Source organism: Bradyrhizobium sp. MI1.11 (genome assembly GCF_055811255.1).
The window spans coordinates 45,581-67,902 of the sequence record NZ_JBVVPM010000026.1; the positions used below are offsets into that span (position 1 = coordinate 45,581).

At 65.6% G+C, this 22,322-nt stretch carries 17 protein-coding genes; 1 reads left to right on the forward strand and 16 read right to left on the reverse strand.

The window, feature by feature from the left end; translation table 11 throughout:
• Positions 1-89: 89 nt before the first annotated feature.
• The 16 genes from lpxC to rsmH all read right to left on the reverse strand — a co-directional run bounded on the left by lpxC (position 90) and on the right by rsmH (position 20,968).
• Positions 90-1,052 (reverse strand): UDP-3-O-acyl-N-acetylglucosamine deacetylase, encoded by a 963-nt coding sequence (gene lpxC, locus AC0L30_RS24320; protein ID WP_007600866.1) that lies wholly within the window; start codon positions 1,050-1,052, stop codon positions 90-92.
• 360 nt (positions 1,053-1,412) lie between these two features.
• Positions 1,413-3,218: a cell division protein FtsZ gene (gene ftsZ / locus AC0L30_RS24325; protein WP_007600865.1), complete on the reverse strand. Its 1,806-nt coding sequence runs from the start codon at positions 3,216-3,218 to the stop codon at positions 1,413-1,415.
• Between the two features lie 87 nt (positions 3,219-3,305).
• Entirely contained in the window at positions 3,306-4,628 is a 1,323-nt protein-coding gene (gene ftsA, locus AC0L30_RS24330; RefSeq protein ID WP_007600863.1) for a cell division protein FtsA, read from the reverse strand.
• Positions 4,625-5,665, reverse strand: a complete 1,041-nt coding sequence (locus AC0L30_RS24335) for a cell division protein FtsQ/DivIB (RefSeq protein WP_219683429.1) — start codon at positions 5,663-5,665, stop codon at positions 4,625-4,627. The genes ftsA and AC0L30_RS24335 overlap by 4 nt, the downstream gene beginning before the upstream one ends.
• A gap of 350 nt (positions 5,666-6,015) precedes the next feature.
• A complete protein-coding gene (locus AC0L30_RS24340; RefSeq protein ID WP_219683428.1) occupies positions 6,016-7,002 on the reverse strand; it encodes a D-alanine--D-alanine ligase family protein in 987 nt (328 codons plus the stop codon).
• Positions 7,003-7,111: 109 nt separating this feature from the next.
• Positions 7,112-8,032: a UDP-N-acetylmuramate dehydrogenase gene (gene murB, locus AC0L30_RS24345; protein WP_473405361.1), complete on the reverse strand. Its 921-nt coding sequence runs from the start codon at positions 8,030-8,032 to the stop codon at positions 7,112-7,114.
• A gap of 4 nt (positions 8,033-8,036) precedes the next feature.
• On the reverse strand, positions 8,037-9,440 hold the full coding sequence (gene murC / locus AC0L30_RS24350; protein WP_473405362.1) for a UDP-N-acetylmuramate--L-alanine ligase: 1,404 nt from the start codon (positions 9,438-9,440) through the stop codon (positions 8,037-8,039).
• A 122-nt stretch (positions 9,441-9,562) separates the two neighbouring features.
• The gene (gene murG / locus AC0L30_RS24355; RefSeq protein WP_473405363.1) at positions 9,563-10,663 is read right to left on the reverse strand and encodes an undecaprenyldiphospho-muramoylpentapeptide beta-N-acetylglucosaminyltransferase; all 1,101 of its coding nucleotides are present in this window, start codon (positions 10,661-10,663) and stop codon (positions 9,563-9,565) included.
• A gap of 169 nt (positions 10,664-10,832) precedes the next feature.
• On the reverse strand, positions 10,833-11,984 hold the full coding sequence (gene ftsW, locus AC0L30_RS24360) for a putative lipid II flippase FtsW (protein WP_018454238.1): 1,152 nt from the start codon (positions 11,982-11,984) through the stop codon (positions 10,833-10,835).
• 237 nt (positions 11,985-12,221) lie between these two features.
• A complete protein-coding gene (murD, locus tag AC0L30_RS24365; protein WP_354201120.1) occupies positions 12,222-13,622 on the reverse strand; it encodes a UDP-N-acetylmuramoyl-L-alanine--D-glutamate ligase in 1,401 nt (466 codons plus the stop codon).
• A gap of 7 nt (positions 13,623-13,629) precedes the next feature.
• Entirely contained in the window at positions 13,630-14,733 is a 1,104-nt protein-coding gene (gene mraY / locus AC0L30_RS24370) for a phospho-N-acetylmuramoyl-pentapeptide-transferase (RefSeq protein WP_007600847.1), read from the reverse strand.
• Between the two features lie 165 nt (positions 14,734-14,898).
• A complete protein-coding gene (locus AC0L30_RS24375; protein WP_473405364.1) occupies positions 14,899-16,278 on the reverse strand; it encodes a UDP-N-acetylmuramoyl-tripeptide--D-alanyl-D-alanine ligase in 1,380 nt (459 codons plus the stop codon).
• Positions 16,275-17,747 carry a UDP-N-acetylmuramoyl-L-alanyl-D-glutamate--2,6-diaminopimelate ligase gene (locus tag AC0L30_RS24380; RefSeq protein ID WP_473405365.1) on the reverse strand — a complete coding sequence of 491 codons (1,473 nt, stop codon included), beginning with the start codon at positions 17,745-17,747 and terminating at the stop codon, positions 16,275-16,277. The genes AC0L30_RS24375 and AC0L30_RS24380 overlap by 4 nt, the downstream gene beginning before the upstream one ends.
• An 84-nt stretch (positions 17,748-17,831) precedes the next feature.
• Positions 17,832-19,586: a peptidoglycan D,D-transpeptidase FtsI family protein gene (locus AC0L30_RS24385; protein WP_473405366.1), complete on the reverse strand. Its 1,755-nt coding sequence runs from the start codon at positions 19,584-19,586 to the stop codon at positions 17,832-17,834.
• Entirely contained in the window at positions 19,583-19,975 is a 393-nt protein-coding gene (ftsL, locus tag AC0L30_RS24390; RefSeq protein WP_007600843.1) for a cell division protein FtsL, read from the reverse strand. Before ftsL ends, AC0L30_RS24385 begins: the two co-directional genes overlap by 4 nt.
• Before the next feature lie 3 nt (positions 19,976-19,978).
• Complete coding sequence (rsmH, locus tag AC0L30_RS24395) at positions 19,979-20,968, reverse strand: 16S rRNA (cytosine(1402)-N(4))-methyltransferase RsmH (RefSeq protein WP_473405367.1); 990 nt, start codon at positions 20,966-20,968, stop codon at positions 19,979-19,981.
• 523 nt (positions 20,969-21,491) lie between these two features.
• Between rsmH and AC0L30_RS24400 the strand changes: the two genes are divergently transcribed.
• Positions 21,492-22,274, forward strand: coding sequence for an N-acetylmuramoyl-L-alanine amidase (locus tag AC0L30_RS24400; protein WP_007600840.1), 783 nt, complete (start codon positions 21,492-21,494; stop codon positions 22,272-22,274).
• Positions 22,275-22,322: the final 48 nt, after the last annotated feature.

Genomic DNA, 22,322 nt, shown 5'->3' on the forward strand with positions numbered 1-22,322 from the left:
GAAAGCCGCCGCCAAACGCCTGTGGCGACGGGTCTGTTCAGGACCCGTCTCTCTTTTAGGAAACGTTCGCTTCAGGATCCGTCTCTCTTTTAGGAAACGTCTGGCCCGTAGACCGCGGCGACCCGGCCACCGACGATGCCGCGACCGGTTTCGGCCACCGGACGCGTGGTGCGGCGGGCTGCTTCGCCCTCGACCACCCGCCAGGCGGTGCGGTCGGCGAGCAGCGCGGTCAGGACGGCGTGATTGAGCTTGTGGCCGCCACGAACCGAGCGGTAGGCGCCGAGCAGCGGCAGACCCGCCAGAGCAAGGTCACCAATCACGTCCAGCACCTTGTGGCGGGCGCATTCGTCGGCGTAGCGCAGGCCTTCGGTGTTGAGCAGCCGCTCCTCGTCGAACACGACGGTATTGTCGAAGGAGGCGCCGAGCGCATAGCCGGCGCTCCAGAGCCGCGCAACGTCGCACATCAGACCGAAAGTCCGGGCCCGGCCGACTTCGCGGCGGAAACGCTCCGGGTTGAGGTCGAAGGCGTAGCTCTGCTGGCCGATGACAGGATTCGTGAAGTTAATCTCGACCTCGGCGCGGAACCCGTCGGCATAGGGCCGGATCTCGCCGAAGGAGTCGCCGATCTTGACCGAGATCGGCTTCAAAACCTGAACGAAGCGGCGCTGTGCCGGCTGGGTCACGATGCCGGCCTGGTCGATCGCCGCAACGAAGGCCGCGGCGCTGCCGTCCATGATCGGCACTTCCGGCCCGTCGATCTCGATGATGGCGTTGTCGACGCCCATGCCCCGCAGTGCAGCAAGCACATGCTCGGCGGTGGAAACCAGCGGACCGTCGCGATCACCGAGGACGGTGGCGAAATCGGTCGCGATCACCTGCTCGGCGGTGGCCTGAACTTCGCGGTCGCTTCCCTCAAGCCCGGTGCGGATAAAAACAAAGCCCGCGTCGACAGGCGCGGGTCCAAGCGTGAGCGTGACGGGAAGACCGGAATGAACGCCGACGCCTGCCACACTGGCTTGCGCACGAAGCGTTGTTTGCCGGCTAAATTTCATCAGGAACCGCCCCACTACGACCACCGTGACTTATACTGACCCGACTGAGCGGCCTAGACCGCTCGCTTCCGAATCCGTATCCCCAAGTCACGGCAAACCATAGTCACTGCCTCAAACAGCGCCAACTCACGCTTTTTTACCGATTGTTACCCCAAACCCGCCGTATTAGCGCCAAGGCTTAACCAAATTGGACCGGAGTTCGGGACCGTTTTCGGTAGTTTTACTGAACCATCGAATATGTAATTAATTATTTAAAATCAGTTGCTTGGCTACGCAATCCGGGTATGCACGGGGCAAAAGAAAAGGTCCCGGCAAGCTTCCCGCCGGGACCTTTTTTCGTCTGCCTTATTGTAACAATCCTCAGGTCGCCTGCCGCCGCAGGAAGGCCGGGATATCAAGATGGTCGTCTCCCTGTGGCGCCGGGGCAACAGGCGCAGGACGGCCGTGCATGTCCAGGCCCTGCGGCGCGGGACGACGGGCATACTCGGACACCGGCTCGGCGGAAGCGATTTGCTGCGCCACGGTCTTCTGAGGGCGGCGATCGGGCAGCGGCGGCATCGCGGGACCGGCGGTGCGGGCCGCGATCGGCGCCTCGCTCTCCTCGTCACGACGGCCGAGGCCGACATTGGCAAGGCGCTGCAGCAGCGACAGCCGGGTCTTCTGCGGGGTCTCCTCCTCGACCTCGCCGCGGGCCTGGCGAAGCTCGGCCTGGGCGGGCATCGGAAGTTCCTCGATACGCGGCATCCGCGGTGTACGGACCGGCGCACGCTCGGCCTGGGGCGGGATGAAGGTTTCCGGCGTCATCGGCTCATGCATGGCCATCGGCGCCTGCTCGGGCTCCGGGAACAGCGTGGGCTTCTGCGCGATCGGGCGCACGGTGACGTCGCCATAGGTCTGCATCGGCGCGGGAGCCTGCGGTACGTCGGCAACGGCGGCGGCGATGGCGGCAAGCGCAGCGCGCTCCACGTTCGGACGCGGAGCCGTGGGAGCGGCGGCAAACTGACCCGTTCCGGCGGCCGGGGTCTGCGCTTCGAACTTCTGGGCGCGCTCGGCCATGCGCTGATTGTCGGCGCGCAGCCGTGCGGTCAGATCGGCAAGACGGCTCTCGGCAGCCGCGGCCGGAGCAGCGGGAGCCTGCTGCGCCTGCGGAGCAGGATTCGCGACGGGAGCGCTGGTCGCCTGGCTGTTGCGCGCGATCGCGGCCTGTTCGATGCCGGTCGCGACGACCGAGACGCGGATCAGGCCGTCGAGGGCTTCGTCGAAGGTGGCGCCGACGATGATGTTGGCGTCCTGGTCGACTTCCTCGCGGATGCGGGTCGCAGCTTCGTCGACCTCGAACAAAGTGAGATCCTTGCCGCCGGTGATGGAGATCAGGAGGCCCTTGGCGCCCTTCATCGAGCTATCGTCGATCAGCGGGTTGGCGATCGCGGCTTCGGCGGCGGTCAGCGCGCGCTTGTCGCCGGAGGCTTCGCCCGTGCCCATCATCGCCTTGCCCATCTCGCGCATGACGGCGCGGACGTCGGCGAAGTCGAGATTGATCAGGCCTTCCTTCACCATGAGGTCGGTGATGCAGGCAACGCCCGAATAGAGCACCTGGTCGGCCATCGCGAAGGCGTCGGCGAAGGTGGTCTTCTCGTTGGCGACCCGGAACAGGTTCTGGTTCGGGATGATCAGCAGCGTATCGACGACCTTGTGCAGCTCGTTGATGCCCGCTTCCGCGGTGCGCATGCGGCGGCCGCCCTCGAAGTGGAAGGGCTTGGTCACGACGCCGACGGTGAGGATGCCCATCTCGCGCGCGATCTTGGCGATCACGGGAGCCGCACCGGTGCCGGTGCCGCCGCCCATGCCGGCGGTGACGAACACCATGTTGGCGCCCGAGAGATGGTCGCGGAGCTCGTCCATCACCTCTTCGGCTGCGGCCGCGCCGACGACCGGCTGCGAACCTGCGCCCAACCCTTGCGTGGCCGCCGTGCCCATCTGCACGATGCGCTGCGCCTTCGACATCGTCAGCGCCTGCGCGTCGGTGTTGGCGACCACGAAGTCGACGCCCTGGAGGCCCGCCGTGATCATATTGTTGACGGCGTTACCACCGGCGCCGCCGACGCCGAACACGGTGATGCGGGGCTTCAGTTCGTGAATATCAGGAACATTGATGCTGATGGTCATGTTTGCCTCTCGATCACGCGCGCGTGGGTTCGCCCCGGCCGGCGGCCGCGGGAGTTGGTGAAAATCGAATATTGCGGGAAGGAGTCATCAGAAGCCCTCGCGTAGCCATCGTCCGACCTTTCCGAAATACCCGCCGGTCCCCGTCCTGACCTGCTGCCGCGTATGCCGCGGTTCGACATGTTCGTGGTGAACATATTGCGGGTAGACGAGCAGTCCGGCCGGCACCGCGAAGGCGGCGTTCTTCGCCTCGTTGGGCAGCCGGCCGAAACCGAGCGGACGTCCGACCCGCACGGGCCGGCCGAGAATCTGCGTTCCGAGCTCAACGAGACCGGTGAGCTGCGAGGCCCCGCCTGAGAGCACGACGCGGCCGTTGGGCTCCGAGGCGAAGGGCGAATCCTTCAGCTTGTCCCGAACCATTTCGAAGACTTCCTCGGCACGATGCTTGACGATGTTGGCGATGGTAGCGCGGGAGACGATCTGCGGCAGATCCTGCTCGTCACCGGCTGTCGGTACAGACATCAGCTCACGCGAGTCCGATCCGCCGGTGATGACGGTCCCGTATAACGTCTTGATTCGCTCGGCATCGGCAATGGTCGCGGAGAGTCCGCGCGCCAGATCCATCGTGATGTGTTGCCCGCCGACCGCAAAACCCGCGGCATGCACGAAGCGGCCGCCGGAAAAGACCGCGATCGTGGTGGTGCCCGCGCCCATCTCGACGACGGCAGCGCCGAGGTCGGCCTCGTCGTCGGTCAGCACCGACAAGCCTGCCACATAGGGACTTGCCGCCATGGCTTCGACGTTGATGTGGCAGCGTTCCACCGCCAGCATCAGGTTCCGCGCCACCGTGGCGTCGCAGGTGACGACATTCATGTCGATGCCGAACTGATGCGCGACCATCCCGCGGGGATCGCGGATGCCCTTGACGCCGTCGAGCGTGTAGCCGATCGGCAGCGCGTGCAGCACGGTGCGGCCTTCGCCGGTGGCGTGGCGCATGCCGGTGGAGGTGACCCGGCTGACATCGGCCGGCGTCACGGCGCCGCCGCGGATGTCGGCCGCAGCTTCGACCAGCTGACCGGAGAGCCGGCCGCCGGAGACCGACAGCAGCACGGACTCGACCCGCACCTTGGCCATTTTCTCCGCAAGCCCGACGGCCTGTCGCACCGCCTGCTCGCATTCGCCGAGATCGATCACGGCGCCTGCCTTCATGCCGCGGGACTGGATCTGGCTGTAGCCGATCAGCTCCACCGCATGGGTCCGGTCGCGCAGGGCTTCGCTCGGCGCCGACGGCTTCAGCCGCGCGATCATGCAGGCGATTTTGCTGGTGCCGATGTCGAGGCAGGCGACGAGGCCGCCGCGCTTGTGCGGCATCGGGCGCGTCTTCGGTGTCTGGGTGCGATCAAGACCGGTCATGCAGCGTCCCCGGCCTTTTTCTTCTTCTTGTCCTTGAACAAATCGTCGCGCGCCTTGGCGGCGTCCTCGGACAGCTGCACCACCAGCCGATCGGGCAGGCGCAGGTCGACCGCGACGATGTCGCGGGAGAACAGCTTGTCCTCCTTGTCGAGCCTGGACAGCATCGCAAGCGCGTTGCCGACGTCTTGTTCGGGCAGGCGGATGTCCAGGCCGTCCTTGAGCCTCAGGTTCCAGCGCCGCTCCCCGACGAAGATCGCGGCCTTGGTGATGGAATTGACCTGCGGATAGCGCGCCAGCAAAGCGAGGAAATCGCGAGCCTGCGTCTCGGCACCCTTGCCGACCACGAGCGGCAGCGACAGGAAGCGGCGCGAGACATAGGGTTCGAGCACGGCGCCGTCATCGGCGATGACGGAGAGCCGGCCGGCCTCCTGCCACAGCGCGAACGCCTTGCGCTCGGTGAGCTCGATCATGAGCTGGCCGGGATACAGCTTCAGCACGGTCGCATCCGCGATCCAGGGATTGGCCTTGAGCTTGTCGCGCACGGCGTCGGCGTCGAGGAACAGCAGCGAGGATCGGCCGCTGACGCCGCCGATCGCAAGGATCTCGTCCTGGCTGAGCTGCTTGCGGCCGTTGATCACGACGGAGGTGATGCGGAAGCCGGCGGAATTGGCCAGCGCGTTACGGGTGTCGTTGACCGCCGTGATGAAATCCTGGAGATGGCCGCCTTTGACGATACCGAAGCCGCAGCTTCCGATCAGGAGCAGCACCGTCATGCTGATCCCGACCCGGCGCGGCAGATAGCGCTCGACCAGCGCGACCAACCGCGGCGGAGGCTCGCGTTCGATGACGGCTTTGGCCCGGGCTTTGGTTTTAATCTTTTCCTCGGCTGCAGCACGCGCGCCGTGAACTCGTTCCAGACGCTTGTCCTGCACCCACTCGCGCAGAAGCACGACCGCTCCGATAGCGGCCGCCTTCAGGTCAGCTTGGGGCCTCAGCGATCTGAAAAGCGACCGAGTGAGGCTTCCTGCTCCATCCATTGCACGAGCTCGTCAACAGTTTGCCCGCGACATCGCGCGGGTCCTGGCGAACATGACGTCTCGGACTTGCCGGGCCGGGTGCTGGTCTTCAGCAGAAGAAAACCTCTCCCCTTCAGAGCGTTCGCCGGAGGTGACAACACCCGCAACGGTCCACGCGCCGGCAGCCAAAGCGTCATATACGCCGCCAGCGTTAACCTTCGGACGTCCTGGTAAACAAAAGGTAAAGTTCGTTAACGACGTGAGCTTTTTGCCCAGGCCTGTGAGGCATTTATGCCGCAATATCCGGCATTTTACCGGTTTTGGGTTCCAAAACCGGCCGTTTCGCCGGTTCGGCCGTTAACCAGTCCTAATTATTTTCGCACACCGGCCACAGCGAGCTCGACCAGGCCGCGCAGGAAGTCGACGAACGCGATGCCCTCGGCCTTCAGCGCCTTGGGGTAGAGCGAGGACTTGGTCAGCCCGGGCAGCGTGTTGGTTTCGAGATAGATCAGCCCCTTGTCCGAGACGATGAAATCCGAACGGGAATAGCCGGTACACGACATCGCCCGGTGCGCCAGCATCGCCTGCTGCTTCAGTGCGGCGGTGATTTCGGGTGCGAAGCGGCCGGGACAGATCTCCTGGGTCGACTTCAAAAGATATTTCGCCGCGTAGTCGAAACTGCCCTCGCCCGGAATGATCTCGATCGGCGGCAGCGACATGATCGTGCCGTCCGGCCGCTCCAGCACGCCGCAGGTCGCCTCGACGCCGGCGATGTAAGGTTCGATCACGTACTCTTCGTGCTTCGCGGCATTGCGGACGGCGACGAGATCCTGCCTGGCGTTGACGAAGATCAGGCCGTAGCTCGAGCCATCCCTCGCAGGCTTTGCGATCAGCCGGCCGTACTCGGCGAAGGCCTCGTCGATCTGGTCCAGCGCAATGTTGGCCGGCGGCGTCACGCCGCTAAGCGTGGCGAAATGCTTGGCCGCGAACTTGTCGAACGCGAGATGCGAGGAGGCCGAGCCCGAACCGGTGAAAGGCACGCCGCGCGCTTCGCACATCACCTGCAATTCGCCGTTCTCGGCACGCCCGCCATGCAGGCTGAGCACCAGCACGCGGTTCTCCGCCCTGGCCTGGTCGAGCGCCCGCTCCAGCGGAATGCCTGACGTGCCCGGCTTGAACTCGTCCTCGAACGGGCGGGCATGTTCGAGCAGCTGTCTGGACTGCACGACATGCACCTTGTCCTCGACGTCCCACCACCAGAGATCGGCCTCGGGCAGCGCCTGATGCAGCGCCTGGGCTGAAGCGACCGAAACCAGACGTTCGCGGTTGGAGCCGCCGAAGAGGATGGTGATGCGCATGTTCTTTGGTCCGTCACCTGTCTGTGTTCGTCATTCCGGGGCGATGCGAAGCATCGAACCCGGAATCTCGAGATTCCGGGCTCTCGCTTCGCGAGCCCCGGAATGACACTCACGCGGAAATTCCAATCCGCTTGATTTCCCAGTGTAGCTCAATTCCGGAATTTGCCTTCACACGTTCTCGCACGGTCTCGCCCAGCGTCTCGATGTCGTGCGCGGTGGCATTGCCCGTATTGATCAGGAAATTGCAGTGCATCTCGGAGACCTCGGCCCCGCCGACGCGCAGGCCGCGGCAGCCGGCGGCGTCGACCAGCTTCCAGGCGGAATGGCCGGGCGGATTCTTGAAGGTCGAGCCGCCGGTCTTTTCGCGGATCGGCTGCGCGGTCTCGCGATGGGTTTGCACTTCCGCCATGCGCGCGCGGATCGCCTCGGCATCCCTGATCTCACCGCGGAAACGCGCGGAGGTGAAGATGACCGAGGGATCGACGCCGCTGTTGCGGTAGACGAACTTCATGTCGGCATTGGAGAAGACGTGCTTCGTGCCGTCGCGCCCCACGCCTCGGGCCTCGATCAACACGTCCCTGGTCTCGCCGCCATTGGCGCCCGCATTCATGCGCAACGCGCCGCCGATCGTGCCGGGAATGCCGAAATAGAATTCGAGCCCGCCGATATTGGCGGACGCGGCGACTTCCGCCACGCGCTTGTCGAGCGCGGCCGCGCCCGCGGTGACGACATCGCCGCTCGCGCTCGCCTCGCCGAAGGCGCGCGGCGCCAGACGGACCACCACGCCAGCCATGCCGCCGTCGCGCACGATCAGGTTGGAGCCGACGCCGACGACATAGACGGGAATGTCGCTTGCGAGATGCGCGAGGAAGTAAGCGAGATCGTCCTCGTCCGCCGGCGTGAACAGCACCTGCGCCGGACCGCCGACGCGAAACCAGGTGAGTTCGGCCAGCGACTGGTTCGCCAGCAGCCGACCGCGAAGATCGGGCATCGCGGCTTTGAGGTCGGGTGTGATGTCGGGGAAGCCCACTGCCCTACCCCAGCGCCTTCAATTCGCCGGGCAGCGCATATGCCCATTGCGTGATGTTGCCGGCGCCAAGGCACACGACGAGATCGCCCGACTTCGCCACGCCCTTGACGATGCCAGCGAGATCGGACGCCGTCGGCAGCGGGATGACCTCGCGGTGGCCGTGGGCGCGCAGGCCCGCGGCGAAATGGTCGCGGTCGATGCCCTCGATCGGCGTTTCGCCTGCAGCATAGACATCGGCGACGACCACCGCATCCGCATCGTTGAAACAGGTGCAGAATTCCTCGAACAGCGACTGCAGGCGGGTATAGCGATGCGGCTGCACGACGGCGACGATCTTGCCGTTGGTGGATTCCCGCGCCGCCTTCAGCACCGCCGCGATCTCGACCGGATGATGGCCGTAATCGTCGATGACGGTGACGCCGTTCCATTCTCCGGTCTTGGTGAAGCGGCGCTTGACGCCGCCGAAGCCGGCGATCGCCTTGCGGATTGCCTCGTCCGACACGCCGAGCTCGCGCGCGACCGCAATCGCGGCCGTCGCGTTGGAGGCGTTGTGGCGTCCCGGCATCGGCAGCATGAGATCGGAGATCTCGTGCACGGCGCCCGTCTTGCGATCGCGGAAGGCAACCTTGAACTTCGATCCGCCGCCCATCGGGGTGAGGTCGACGAAGCGCACATCGGCCTGCGGATTCTCGCCATAGCTGATGATGCGCCGATCCTCGATCTTGCCGACGAGAGTCTGCACCACGGGATGATCGATGCACATCACGGCAAAGCCGTAGAATGGCAGGTTCTCGACGAAATGGCGGAATGCGTCCTGCACCGCCTCGAAGGTCTTGAAGTGATCGAGATGCTCGGGATCGACATTGGTGACGATCGCGACCTCGGTCGGCAGCTTCAGGAACGTGCCGTCGCTCTCGTCGGCTTCGACTACCATCCAGTCGCCCGCACCGAGACGTGCGTTGGAGCCGTAGGCGTTGATGATGCCCCCGTTGATCACGGTGGGATCGAGGCCGCCGGCGTCGAGCAGCGTCGCGACCATCGTGGTCGTGGTGGTCTTGCCGTGGGTGCCCGCGATGGCAACGCAGCTCTTCAGCCGCATCAGCTCGGCCAGCATCTCGGCGCGGCGCACCACAGGGATACGCCGTTCGCGCGCCGCGGTCAGTTCCGGATTGTCGCGCTTGATCGCGGTGGAGACCACGACGACCTCGGCGCCGTCGACGTTCTCCGCCTTGTGGCCGACCGAGACCCTCGCGCCGTTCTTGCGCAGGCGGTCAAGATTGTAATTGTCGGAGGCGTCGGACCCCTGCACGGAATAGCCGAGATTGAGCAGCACTTCTGCGATGCCGCTCATGCCGATCCCGCCGATCCCGACGAAGTGGATGGGTCCGATCTCGCGCGGCAGTCTCATGCTCTATTCCCTGACCTCGCCGCCGGAGAAGGCGGCATCTGGCGAAGGTCACGGCAAATCAGCCGCGCGCCTTTCCTACTGGATGCCCCGCTTTAGAAGGCGAAGACAAGGGCTTTTTCGCGTCAGATTCCCGCGATTTTGGCCACCAGATCGGCCAGCCGCTCAGCCGCATCGAGCCGGCCGGCGCCGCGGGCGGCCTGCGCCATGGTGGCAAGGCGCGCGGGCTCGGCGGCGAAGGCGGAGATCTCGGCGGCGAGGCGATCGGAGGAAAACTCGGTCTGCGGAATGCGGATCGCACCGTCGACTTTGGCCAGCACGCCGGCATTGGCGAACTGGTCCTGGTCGATCGCGCCCGGTAGCGGCACCAGGATCGAGGGCCGCCCGATCGCGGCGAGTTCGGCCACGGTGCCCGCGCCTGAGCGCGACACCACCAGATGGTTGGAGGCCAGCCGTGCCGGTAGATCGGTGAAAAACGGCGCAAGCTCGGCCTTGATCTTCAGCCTGTCGTAGACCGCACGCACGCGCGCCATGTCCTCGTCACGCACCTGCTGGGTGAGGACGAGCCGGCCCCACAGTGCGGGCTCGAGGCGCTCGATCGCGCCCGGAACGATGTCGGCCATGATGCGCGCGCCCTGGCTGCCCCCAACGACGAGCAGCCGCAGCGGGCCGTTCACTTCAGGCGCAACGTATGGCACGCCAGCTGCGGCGAGAATCGCCGGACGCATCGGCGTGCCGACCGTCGTGGTCTTGCCTGATAGCGCCGGATCGCGATCGAGCACGCCAGGCAATGAAGTGGCGATGGCGCGGACGCGGCTCGACAGGAACCGGTTGGCGCGGCCGAGCACCGCATTGGCGTCATGGATGATGCCGGGCACGCCCGCGAATTTTGCCGCGACCAGCGGCGGCAGCGTCGGATAGCCACCGAAGCCGACGACAGCGACCGGCTTCAATCGCTTGATCAAGCTGTAGGCGGACAGCGTGCCGGCCGCGAGCGTCAGGCCGGCATAGGCGAGCTGCAGCGGATTGCGTCCACGCGCAGTCTCGCTCGAGACGACGTCGATCATGTCCTTGGTGAACAGCCCACTGTAGCGCAGCGCGCGCTCGTCGGTGACGAGGCGGACACGGAATCCGCGCCGGATCAGCTCGACGCCGAGCGCCTCGGCCGGAAACAGATGGCCGCCGGTGCCGCCCGCGGCGAGAAGAATCAGGGGGGAGGTGTCCATGGAGAGGAGTTTTACAGGGACTTTCCCGCCATTGCGAGCCGGTGCTCGTGCCCCGGGCGCAGCGCAGCGCGCCGCCCTTCGCGGCGTGGTGCGCTGCTGAACCGGGGCCCATGGCTGCGGCATTCTGGGTCCCGGATCTGCGCTTCGCTTGTCAGGGACACGAGAGCAATCACGCGTAGCTGCGCATCGCCTCGGCGTGGCCGCTTGCCTCGACCTCGGTGCGCGGGCGCAGCCGCGTCAGCGCCAGCATCATGCCGACACCATAGGCCAGCGACACGATCGAGGAGCCGCCATAGGAGATGAAGGGCAGCGTCATGCCCTTGGCGGGGATGAGCTGGAGATTGACCGACATGTTGATCGCGGCCTGCACGCCGAACAGGATCGCAAGCCCCGAGGCCGCGAAGCGCGAGAACATGTCTTCGTTGGCATAGGCGCGCGACAGCGTGCGGATGACGACGAAAGCAAACAGTGCCAGCATTGCGAGGCACAGGATGATGCCGAACTCTTCGGCGGCAACCGCGAACACGAAGTCGGTGTGGCTGTCCGGCAGGCTGCGCTTGGCGATGCCCTCGCCCGGCCCGAGCCCGAACCAGCCGCCGTTGTAGAAGGCTTCCATCGCGGTATCGACCTGGAAGGTGTCGCCCGAGGCCGGATTCATGAAGCGCTTGATGCGGCCGGCGACGTGAGGAACAAAAAGGTAGGCGCTGAACAGTCCGGCGGCGCCGAGGCCGGCGAGCCCGAACACCCAGATCATCCGCATGCCCGCGATGAAGAACAGCGAGCCCCACACCATCAAGATCAGCATGGTCTGGCCGAAATCCGGTTCCATCACCAGAAGCGAAACCAGCATCAAGAGCAGCACCAGCGCCATCGAGGTTGCCGGCATTTCTGGCCGCCTGGTGGATTCCGCGAACAGCCAGGCGGCCATGACGACGAACGACGGTTTTGCGATTTCGGAGGCCTGGATGTTGAGGCCAAGCAGCGTGATCCAGCGCCGCGAGCCCTTTACTTCGGGGCCGATCGCGAGCGTCAGCACGATCAGGACGATGCTGACCGCGAAGATGATCAGCGCGCTGCGGCGGATCGCGCGCGGCGACAGGAAGGAGACCCCGAGCAGCACGATGCAGGACGGCACCAGGAACAGCACGTGGCGGCTGAAGAAGTGGAAGGGATCGAGCCCGATGCGGGTCGCAACGGGCGGGCTCGCCGCCAGCGACAGGATCACACCGGTCAGCATCAGCGCCAGGATGGCCCCCATCAGCGGCTTGTCGACGGTCCACCACCACTCGGAAAAGGGGGTGCGTTCTTCACGGGAGAGCATGGCGGCCGCTTTCGGACAGAGGTCGGTCCATTGGTCGCCGAGGTTGGTTACCGGGGGGTTAAGGAAACGCGGATGACTGGAGATGATCTCAGCCGTCGCCGCAAAACACCTGTCATGCCCCGGCTTGACCGGGGCATCCAGTACGCCGCAGCCCCTCGGCTCAAGCGCCGCCTCTGGAATACTGGGTCGCCCGGTCAAGCCGGACGACGACAGCGGAGCAAGAACCAGCAGCGCGCCTCACACCACCGGCTTCACACCCGGCAGCGCCTGCGCCAGATCGCGGAACCTGGTGCCGCGGATCTCGAAATTGCGGTACTGGTCGAAGGAGGCGCAGGCGGGCGACAGCAGAACGACCGAGTCGGTGATGCCTGACGCCTCCGCGTCGCGTGCGGCTTGCTCGACGGCGACGTCGAGCGTCTGGCTGATCTCGTGCGGCACCTGCGTGCCGAGCGTGCCGGAAAATTCCTGCGCGGCCTCGCCGATCAGATAGGCTTTTCGGATGCGCGGGAAGTAGCCGGTGAGGCCAGTGATTCCGCCGGCCTTCGGCTTGCCGCCCGCGATCCAGAAGATGTCCGAAAAGGACGACAGCGCGTGCGCGGTGGCGTCTGCATTGGTGCCCTTGGAGTCGTTGACGAACAGCACGTTGCCGCGGCGGCCGACCTGCTCCATGCGATGTGCAAGGCCGGGAAAGCTGCGCAGGCCGCTTTGCAAGACATCGAGGCCGATGCCCATCGCGAGCGCGGCAGCGGCCGCGCACGCCGCGTTCTGTGCATTGTGCAGGCCGCGCAGAGAACCGATGCCGCCGAGCTTGGCGACTTCGCTGCGGGCACCGCCCGAATTGCGCATGATAGTGCCATGCTCGACATGGATGCCGCTGGCCAGCGGATTCCTGACCGAGATGCGCACCACGTTCTTGCCGGCGCGATCGAGCCGGTCGGCGATATCGCGGCAAAAACCGTCGTCGACGCCGACGATCGCGGTGCCGCCGGCCTGCACACCGGCAACGAGGCGTTCCTTCACCGCAGCGTAATGCGCGATGGTGCCGTGGCGATCGATGTGATCCTCGCTGACATTGAGCAGAATGCCGACGGAGGGATCGAGCGAGGGCGTGAGGTCGATCTGGTAGGACGACATCTCGATGACGTGGACGCGGCCCATGCGCGGCGGCTCCAGCGACAGGATCGCGGTGCCGATATTGCCACCCATCTGGGTGTCGTAACCGGCCACTTTGGTGAGATGCGCGATCAGCGCCGTCGTGGTCGATTTGCCGTTGGTGCCGGTGATGGCGACGAACGGCGCATCCGGCGCGTGGCGGCGCCGCTCGCGGCAGAACAACTCGATGTCGCCGATCACCTCGATAGCGGCCTCGCGCGCCTTCAGCACGCTCCAATGCGGCACCGGGTGGGTCAGGGGAACGCCGGGCGCGAGCACCAGCGCGGCGAAATTCGCCCAGGAGACGTTGCGTAGATCAGCCGTGATGAAGCCCGCTTGCGCGGCCTTGGCGACGTTGTCGGCATTGTCGTCGGCGGCGATCACCTCGGCGCCGCCCGCCTTCAACGCGTGACAGGAGGCGAGCCCCGAACCGCCGAGGCCGAACACCGCGACCGTCTTGCCGGCAAAGGACGTGACCGGGATCATCGGCCGGTCACCGCAGCTTCAGCGTCGACAAGCCGGCGAGCGCCAGCATCACCGAGATGATCCAGAAACGGATCACGATCTGCGGCTCGGTCCAGCCGAGCTGCTCGAAATGGTGATGAATCGGCGCCATCCGGAAGATGCGCTTTCCCGTCATCTTGAACGACACCACCTGCACGATGACGGAGACCGCCTCCAGCACGAACAGGCCACCGATCACCGCGAGCACGATCTCGTGCTTCACCGCCACCGCGATCGCGCCCAGCATGCCGCCGAGCGCGAGCGAGCCGGTATCGCCCATGAAGATCGAGGCCGGCGGCGCGTTGAACCAGAGGAAGCCGAGGCCCGCGCCCAGCAGCGCGCCGCAGAGCACGGCGAGCTCGCCGGTGCCCGCGACATATTTGATCTGGAGATAGTCGGCGAACACCGCGTTGCCGGCGAGATAGGCGATCATCGCAAAGCTCGCCGTCGCGATCATCACGGGCACAATGGCAAGGCCGTCGAGACCGTCGGTCAGGTTCACCGCGTTGCCGGCGCCGACGATGACGAAGGCACCGAACACGACGAAGAACCAGCCGAAATGCAGCACGGTGTCCTTCAGGAACGGAATCGTCAGCGCGGTCGACGCGGGATCGCGGTTCAGCCGTACCAGCGCGTAGCAGGCAACCAGCGCGATCGCCGCCTCGATCAGCAGGCGAAGCTTGCTGCCGAAGCCGGTCGTGGTCTGCTTGGTCACCTTGAGATAATCGTCATAGAAGCCGACGAAGCCGAAACCGAGCGTCACCGCCAGTACGATCCAGACGTAAGGGTTGAGCGGATTGGCCCACAGCACCGTGCCGACCGTGAGGCCGGACAGGATCATCAGCCCGCCCATGGTGGGCGTGCCTTTCTTGGCTAGATGCGATTGCGGACCATCGGCCCGGATCGGCTGCCCCTTGCCCTGCCGGATCCGCAGATGGTCGATGATCCAGGGGCCGAACAGGAACACGAACAGCGCGCCGGTGACAACGGCTCCGCCGGTGCGGAAGGTGATGTAGCGGAAGACGTTCAGGAAGGTGCGAACGGCACCGAAGCCCGGAAATGTGTTGGAGAGCTCGATCAGCCAGTAAAACATTCAGACGGTCCTATGGCGCCTTTGCACGCGCCTTGATCTTGGCCTCATCAACCTGCCTCACGCGCATTCGCTGGTCTTCATCCTGGGGTCGGGCGACCTCTAAAGAAAACCGGACGGCTTCGCGCCGGAAAGAGTGGGATTCGGGAACAGCGCCTTCCAAGCAGTTTACGCCCTTGCCTGCAAGGCGGCCACTAGGCCCGGCACAAACTTGTTGACCCAGAACATCTTCTTGCTGCCCTTGACAACCACGACATCGCCTGCCCTCAGCAGATTTGCGACCTCGCCCGGCTTCAGCGTCACGGGGTCGTCGTGCCAGCCGAGACCCTTGCCTGCTGGAAGCACCTCGAACAGGTGACGCATCAGGGGTCCGACGCAATAGACGCCGTCGATGCCGTCGAGATGCCTGGCGAGGCCGGTGTGATAGCCGGGCGCGCCATCGCCCAGCTCCAGCATGTCGCCGAGTACCGCAATGCGGCGGCCGCCGGTCGTGTTGCGCGCCTGCAGGCTTTGCAGCGCGGCAGCCACGCTGGCCGGATTGCCGTTGAAGCTGTCGTCGATCACGGTGATACCGCCGACCGCCTGCTCGACGCCACGGCCGGTCATGATGCCGACCCGGTCGAGCTTGATCGCAAGCGTCGCCGCATCGAGGTTCGCCGCACGGATCGATGCGAGCGCGGCGAGCGCATTCTGCACGCGGTGCGGCGCGCCCGGCGTCAGGCTGAACGCGATCTCCTTCTTGCCGAGCGCGGCCACGACCTGCCAGCTGTCGCCATGCGGCGCGTGCGCGACCTCGTGCACCTCGGCTTTGTCGCCGAAGCGTATGACCTTGCCCTTCCAGTCCGGCGCCTTGATCCCGGCGGGCAGCACCAGCACGCCTTCCGCGGGCAGACCGAGTGCAATCGACACCTTCTCGCGACGGATGGCTTCGAGCGAGCCGAGCTTCTCCAGATGCACCGGCTGGACGTTGACGACGAGCGCGACTGTCGGCCGCGTCAGTTCGCTGAGCCGCGCGATTTCGCCGGCCTGGTTCATGCCCATCTCGACGACCCAGAGACTGGCATCGGGCCGCGCATTGCATAGCGTCAGCGGCACGCCCCAGAAATTGTTGAAGCTCGACGGGCTGGCATAGGCATTGGGGTAGGCCGCGAGGAATTCCTTGGTGCTGGTCTTGCCTGCGCTGCCGGTGAGCCCGATCACCGGTCCGTTGAAGCGCGCACGTGCCGCGCGGGCAAGACCCCAGAGGCCGTCGATCAGCGTGTCCTTGACGACGATCTGGGGAACGCGGACGCCCGCGATCTCGTGCGGCACGATCATCGCGACTGCGCCGGAAGTTTCCGCCTTTTCCGCGAACTCCCAGCCGTCACGCGCGCTGGCGAAGGCTGAGATGAAGCCGCCGCTCGGCGTGCCGCTCAGCGCGACGAACAGGCTGCCCGGTTTCACCAGCCGGCTGTCCTGGGTGACGAAGTCGATCGGCGTGTCCGGGAACGATCCGGCGGCGCCCAGCGCGCGCGCCACTTCGGCCACCGTCCATATGGGCGCGCTCATGCAATCCTCGACGCTAGTGCGGCGGCGACCGCCTCGTGATCACTGAAGGGCAAAACCTCTCCGCCGACGATCTGCCCGGTCTCGTGGCCCTTGCCGGCGATGAGCAGCGCATCGCCATCTTCCAATTCCTCGATCGCGGTACGGATCGCCGCGGCCCGGTCGCCGATTTCGCGAGCGCCCTTGGCGGCGGCGAGGATTTCGGCGCGGATCGATTCCGGCTCCTCGCTGCGCGGATTGTCGTCGGTGATGATGATGCCGTCGGCGTTGCCGGCTGCGATTTCGCCCATGATCGGACGCTTGCCGGCATCGCGGTCGCCGCCGGCACCGAACACGACGACCAACCTGCGCTTCGCGTAGGGACGCAGCGCCTGCAGCGCCTTCGCCAGCGCATCGGGCTTGTGCGCGTAGTCGACGAAGATCGGCGCGCCGTTGCGCTCGCCGACGCGCTCGAGCCGCCCCTTGGCGCCTTCGAGACCTTCGAGGCTCGCAAACACATTTGCGGCGTCGCTGCCGATGCCGATGGCGAGACCGGCCGACACCAGCGCATTCTCGATCTGGAATTCGCCGACCAGCGGCAGCCGGATCGCATATTGCTTGCCGCGATGTTCGAGCGCGAGCACTTGCGAAAACCCTTCGACCTCCGCACCGGCGAGACGAATGCCCTCGCCTGCCCCGTCGCCCTTGCGACCGACCGCCATCACGCGCAAGCCGCGCGACTTTGCCGCGTCGATTGCCTCCGCCGAGCAATCATGATCGGCCGAGATCACGGCCGCGCCTCCCGGCGGGACAAGTTCGCGGAACAGCCTGAGCTTGGCCGCGAGATAATGCGCGACGGTCGGATGGTAATCCATGTGGTCGCGCGAGAGATTTGTGAAGCCGCCGGCGGAAATGCGCACGCCGTCGAGGCGATATTGGTCGAGCCCGTGCGAGGAGGCCTCGAACGCGAGATGCGTGACGCCCTCGCGGGCGATCTCGTCCAACTGCCGGTGCAGCGCGATCGGGTCGGGCGTCGTCAGCGAGCCGTAGACTGTACGTTTGGGCGAGACCAGGCCGATGGTTCCGATGCTGGCGGAGGCGTGCCCGAGCCGCTCCCAGATCTGCCGGGTGAATGCGGCGACCGAGGTCTTGCCGCTGGTGCCGGTCACCGCCGCAATGGTGGCGGGTTGCGCGGGAAAAAATCTTGCCGCGGCGAGCGCCACCGCGCGGCGCGGATTGGCGACTGTGATGAACGGCACCTTGCAGCCATCAGGCACATGGTCGCCGACAACCGCCACCGCGCCTGCGGCAATCGCGGCATCGACGAAGCGCGCACCGTCGGTCTTGCTGCCCGCAAGTGCGAAGAAGAGATCGCCGGGCTTGACCATGCGGCTGTCGAGCGCGACGCCCGTGACCTCGAGCGCCGCGACGGCGGGTTCGATCGCGGCATCATTGCCCAGAGCGTCCTGACCTAGGAGATCGTGCAGCTTCATGGTCTTCCAGTCGACATGCCGGACCGGAACACCGAATCTGCAGGGAAATCCCGACTCAGCGGCGGCAACGGCCCACCCGATTGATTACTGGGTTGTCCTGGATGCTGCAAGAATAAGGCGGTCGGACGGCGGCAGGTCGAACCGCGGCTCGACGCCCAGAAGCGGCGCAATCCGCTCGATCACCTTGCCGCCGGTCGGCACGGCATTAAAGCCGGACGTGATGAAGCCGTAGGTCTCCTTCAGCGGCTGCGGCTCGTCAAGCATGATCAGGATCTGATATTTTGGATCGTCGCAGGGCATGATCGCAGTGAAGGAGTTGAGCACGCGTTTTTTGGCATAGCGGCCGTTGATGACCTTCTCGGAGGTGCCGGTCTTGCCGCCGACATAATAGCCCTTGACGTCAGCATTCTTGGCGGTACCGATTTCGGCATTGAGCCGCATCAGGAACCGCATCTTGTCGCTGGTCTCCGTCTTGACGACGCGCTTGGCCATCGCCGCCGCTTCGGATTCGGTGCGCTTCATGAAGGTCGGCGGAATCAGATAGCCGCCGTTCACCAGCGCGTTGATGCCCATCACCGCCTGCAGCGGCGCCACCGACATGCCCTGGCCGAACGCGATGGTCACCGTGTTCAGCTCGCCCCAGCGACGGGGAATCAGCGGGGCTGCGCTCTCGGGCAGCTCGGTGCGCAGCCGCGTCAGCTGGCCCATCTTGGCGAGAAACGCCTTGTGCGCCTCGACGCCCTGGCCGAGCGCGATCCGCGCCGCACCGATATTGGACGAGAACGTGAACACTTCCTTGGTGTTGATGAAACGTCCGAGCGAGTGGCTGTCATGGATGGTGAACTTGCCGTAGTGCAGGTTCCCCCGTGCATCCCACATCGAGTTCAAATTAATCTTGCCGGAATCGAGCGCCATCGCCAGCGTAAACGCCTTGAAGGTCGAGCCCATCTCGTAGACGCCGGTGGTCAGGCGATTGATGCGGTCGGGGTCGTGCGCTTCCTTCGGATTGTTGGGATCGAAGTCCGGAAGAGAGACCATCGCCACGATCTCTCCGGTCTTGACGTTGGAGACGATGCCGGAGGCGGCCTTGGCGTGGTATTTCTCCTTGGCCTTCAGGAGCTCGTCACGCAGGGCGTGCTCGACGCGCAGATCGACCGAGAGCTCGATCGGCTTTTGCAGCCGGTCGGTGGCAAAGCCCGCGCGGTGGAGATCGGCGAGCCCCTGATTGTCGAGCCACTTCTCCATGCCGGCGATGCCCTGGTTGTCGATGTTGACGAGACCGATGAGGTGGGCGACCTCGTTGCCGGTCGGATAGACGCGCTTGTTCTCGCGCAGGAAGCCGATGCCGGGAATGCCGAGCTTGTGGATATCCTGCTGCTGCTTCGCCGTAATCTCGCGCTTGAGCCAGACGAAGCCCTTGCGCGTCTTCAGGCGCTCGCGCACCTCGGCCTCATCGAGGTCGGGCACGGTGGCGGTCAGAAGCTCGATCGCCTCGTCCTTGTCGATGATGCGGCGCGGCTCGCCGAACAGGCTCGACGCCTTGACGTCGGTCGCGAGAATTGCGCCGTTGCGATCGACGATATCGGGCCGCGCGGTCGCGACCACCTCCTGCGCCGCGGCGCGGCGTGCGCCGTGGGCGTCGGCGCCGATCGCGAACATCACGAGCCGGCCGCCGATCAGGGCGTAGACCGCGCCGAAGGCGAGTATCGCCAGGCCGACGCGCGCCCGCGCCTTGGCGGCGCGATCGACGTTGCGCCCATACAGCAGACTGCGGATCAGCCGTTGCCGCCAGGGCTCGGTCGGCTTTCCTACAGGTTTGGCCGGGGTCACAGCACTCATGGCTTGTCCTCGGGCTGAGGCACGGAGCCCGTCACGTTATCGGGATCGCTCGCGGCTTCGATGGTATTGAGCATGGCGCCGATCGGATCCGGCTCGCCCGGCCTGAACATCCGCGGCGGACGCTCGGGCAAGTTCTTCAGTGAATCATATTGCGTGCCGTTGACCGGCTTGAGCTGCAGATGCCGGTCGGACAGGCCCTGCAGGCGCAGCGGCGCATCGAGCTTCGCCCATTCGGAGCGCAGCGCCGCGATCGCATCGCGCTGCTCGCGGATCTCCGCATGCAGCCGCAGCACCTTTTCGGTGCGCGCCGTGGAGTCCATCTTGATCCTATAGACATAGGCCGCCGCGAAGATCAGCGCGCCAATGACGAGCAGGTGGATGAAGCGCATGCGCTAGCCACCTCTCATGACGTCGGAGAGTTTTGGCCAGGACGATTGCTCGCGATCGTCATGCGCGGGCGCCGAGGTGCGTTCGGCGGCGCGCAGTTTTGCAGAGCGCGCGCGCGGGTTATGCGCGACTTCGTCCTCGCCTGCGATCACCGGCCGCCGCGTCAGCAGCTGGAAGCTCGGCACCGCCTGCGACACTTCCGGAAGATGGCGTGAGCCGCCACCCGTCTTGCTACGCTCGGCGAGAAAATTCTTGACGATGCGGTCTTCCAGCGAATGGAATGAGACAACCACGAGGCGACCACCGGGCTTGAGCACACGCTCGGCAGCGATGAGCGCGTTCTGGAGTTCCTCGAGCTCTTCGTTGACGAAGATGCGCAGGGCCTGGAACGTCCGCGTCGCCGGGTGAATATCGCCGGGCTTGGAACGAACCACCCTGCCGACGAGCTCGGCGAGCGCGCGTGTGGTCGTGAACGGCGTCTCCTGCCGGTCGGCGACGACGGCGCGGGCGATGCGACGCGACTGCCGCTCTTCGCCGAGGAGATAGATGATGTCGGCGAGATCGCCTTCCGATGCGCGCGCCACGACATCGGCCGCCGTCGGGCCCGCCTGCCCCATCCGCATGTCGAGCGGACCATCGAGGCGGAACGAGAAGCCGCGGCCGGCCTGGTCGAGCTGCATCGAGGACACCCCGACGTCCATCACGACGCCGTCGATGCCATCGACGCCTTGAGCCGCGCAGATTTCGGCGAGGTTGGAGAAGCGATCTTCAACCAGCGTCAGCCGGCCCGCCGAGCGTTCGACCAGCTCGGCGCCGCCTGCGATCGCAGTACGGTCGCGATCAATGGCAATCACCCGGGTTCCCGGCATGTCGAGGATCGCGCGGCTGTAGCCGCCCGCGCCAAAGGTCGCGTCGATGTAAAGGCCGCCCTCGCGTGGGGCGAGGTGGTCGATGGCCTCACGGCCAAGAACGGGGATGTGCGGAGCCGAGCTCATGCGCCAAGCCTGCCGATCGCCCCGCCGGACTCCCAAGTGAGATCGGGGACGAACAAGCTCATAACGCCTCGAATAATTCCGCGTCGCGGCGGTTCCACGACCCAATCCCCGTCCAGCATGGTTACCGTGCCCGATCGTCCCGGGCCACCAACCCAGTATTCCCTTTGGAATTTGTCGGGCAGCCATGGGATTTCGAGCCAAAATACGCTTTGGCCGCCTCCGGACGCGGGTCGGCTCTTCATCTCTCAGTAACGGCCCTTAGCGTTAAGAAAGCGTTGATCGGCTCGCGACAAGTCGAAAAGCTGACGCGGCGGTGATGCTTCATCCACACACATGCGCCAAAATGCATCCGTTAACCTCGTCGCGCGGTTGCGCACGGTGGAGGGTAAAGGAATGGTAAAGAGAAGGGCTTGGCCCACTCTCTGTCTGTCTCGAGCTGTTTATGTCGTCCGGTTCGTCCACGCCGTCTGGATCTGATTCGAAGCGTCAACGCGTTCTCCCGGTTCCCAAGGCCGCCGCGAACATGCGGACGTTCGAGCCGGATTCCTCGATCGTCTCCGACATCATCCCCTCACCGAACCACGGCGACCGCAACAAGGGCCGGCAGCCCGACATGATCGTGCTGCATTACACCGGCATGCCCGACGTCGAAGGTGCGCTGGCGCGGCTCTGCTCGGCTGGCACCGAGGTGTCGGCACATTATGTCGTGCTGGAGGACGGCCGCATCGTGCAATGCGTGCCGGAGGCCAGGCGTGCCTGGCATGCCGGCGTCTCGTCCTGGTCCGGCGAGGACGACATCAATTCCTGCTCGATCGGGATCGAGATCGTCAATCGCGGCCACGATTGGGGCTATCCGGAGTTTCCGCTGCGCCAGATCGCCGCCGTGATCGCGCTGTGCCGCGGCATCATGCTCCGCCGCAAGGTGCCCGCGCACCGGGTTCTCGGCCATTCCGACGTGGCGCCTGCGCGCAAGAAAGATCCCGGCGAAAAATTTCCGTGGCATTCGCTGGCCAATTCCGGGGTCGGCCACTGGGTCACGCCCGCGCCGGTCGTACGCGGCGAGAGCCTGATGCTCGGCACCATCAGCGACGAGGTGCTGAGCCTGCAGCAGGCGCTCGCCAGATACGGCTACGGCGTTCCCCTCACCGGCAAATACGACGGCGCGACCATGGAAGTCGTCACCGCGTTCCAGCGCCATTTCCGCCCGGCGCGACTGGATGGGGTCGCGGATCACTCGACGCTGTCGACCTTGCAGGCACTGTTGGGAAGCTTGCCGGCGGAGGGAACGACGGTCGCGTCGAAGTGACGGCGACTGCCACGCACCCCGTCATTGCGAGCGAAGCGAAGCAATCCA

Bases quoted from the DNA above. Each gene is read 5' to 3' on its own strand.
- murG (WP_473405363.1), bottom strand. From the start codon at position 10,663: ATGGACACCTCCCCCCTGATTCTTCTCGCCGCGGGCGGCACCGGCGGC.
- ftsL (WP_007600843.1), bottom strand. From the start codon at position 19,975: ATGCGCTTCATCCACCTGCTCGTCATTGGCGCGCTGATCTTCGCGGCG.
- murC (WP_473405362.1), bottom strand. From the start codon at position 9,440: ATGAGACTGCCGCGCGAGATCGGACCCATCCACTTCGTCGGGATCGGC.
- AC0L30_RS24375 (WP_473405364.1), bottom strand. From the start codon at position 16,278: ATGAGCGCGCCCATATGGACGGTGGCCGAAGTGGCGCGCGCGCTGGGC.
- AC0L30_RS24385 (WP_473405366.1), bottom strand. From the start codon at position 19,586: ATGAGTGCTGTGACCCCGGCCAAACCTGTAGGAAAGCCGACCGAGCCC.
- ftsZ (WP_007600865.1), bottom strand. From the start codon at position 3,218: ATGACCATCAGCATCAATGTTCCTGATATTCACGAACTGAAGCCCCGC.
- AC0L30_RS24380 (WP_473405365.1), bottom strand. From the start codon at position 17,747: ATGAAGCTGCACGATCTCCTAGGTCAGGACGCTCTGGGCAATGATGCC.
- ftsA (WP_007600863.1), bottom strand. From the start codon at position 4,628: ATGACCGGTCTTGATCGCACCCAGACACCGAAGACGCGCCCGATGCCG.
- AC0L30_RS24400 (WP_007600840.1), top strand. From the start codon at position 21,492: ATGCGGACGTTCGAGCCGGATTCCTCGATCGTCTCCGACATCATCCCC.
- ftsW (WP_018454238.1), bottom strand. From the start codon at position 11,984: ATGCTCTCCCGTGAAGAACGCACCCCCTTTTCCGAGTGGTGGTGGACC.
- rsmH (WP_473405367.1), bottom strand. From the start codon at position 20,968: ATGAGCTCGGCTCCGCACATCCCCGTTCTTGGCCGTGAGGCCATCGAC.
- AC0L30_RS24340 (WP_219683428.1), bottom strand. From the start codon at position 7,002: ATGCGCATCACCATCCTCTTCGGCGGCTCCAACCGCGAACGTCTGGTT.
- AC0L30_RS24335 (WP_219683429.1), bottom strand. From the start codon at position 5,665: ATGGATGGAGCAGGAAGCCTCACTCGGTCGCTTTTCAGATCGCTGAGG.
- lpxC (WP_007600866.1), bottom strand. From the start codon at position 1,052: ATGAAATTTAGCCGGCAAACAACGCTTCGTGCGCAAGCCAGTGTGGCA.
- mraY (WP_007600847.1), bottom strand. From the start codon at position 14,733: ATGTTTTACTGGCTGATCGAGCTCTCCAACACATTTCCGGGCTTCGGT.
- murD (WP_354201120.1), bottom strand. From the start codon at position 13,622: ATGATCCCGGTCACGTCCTTTGCCGGCAAGACGGTCGCGGTGTTCGGC.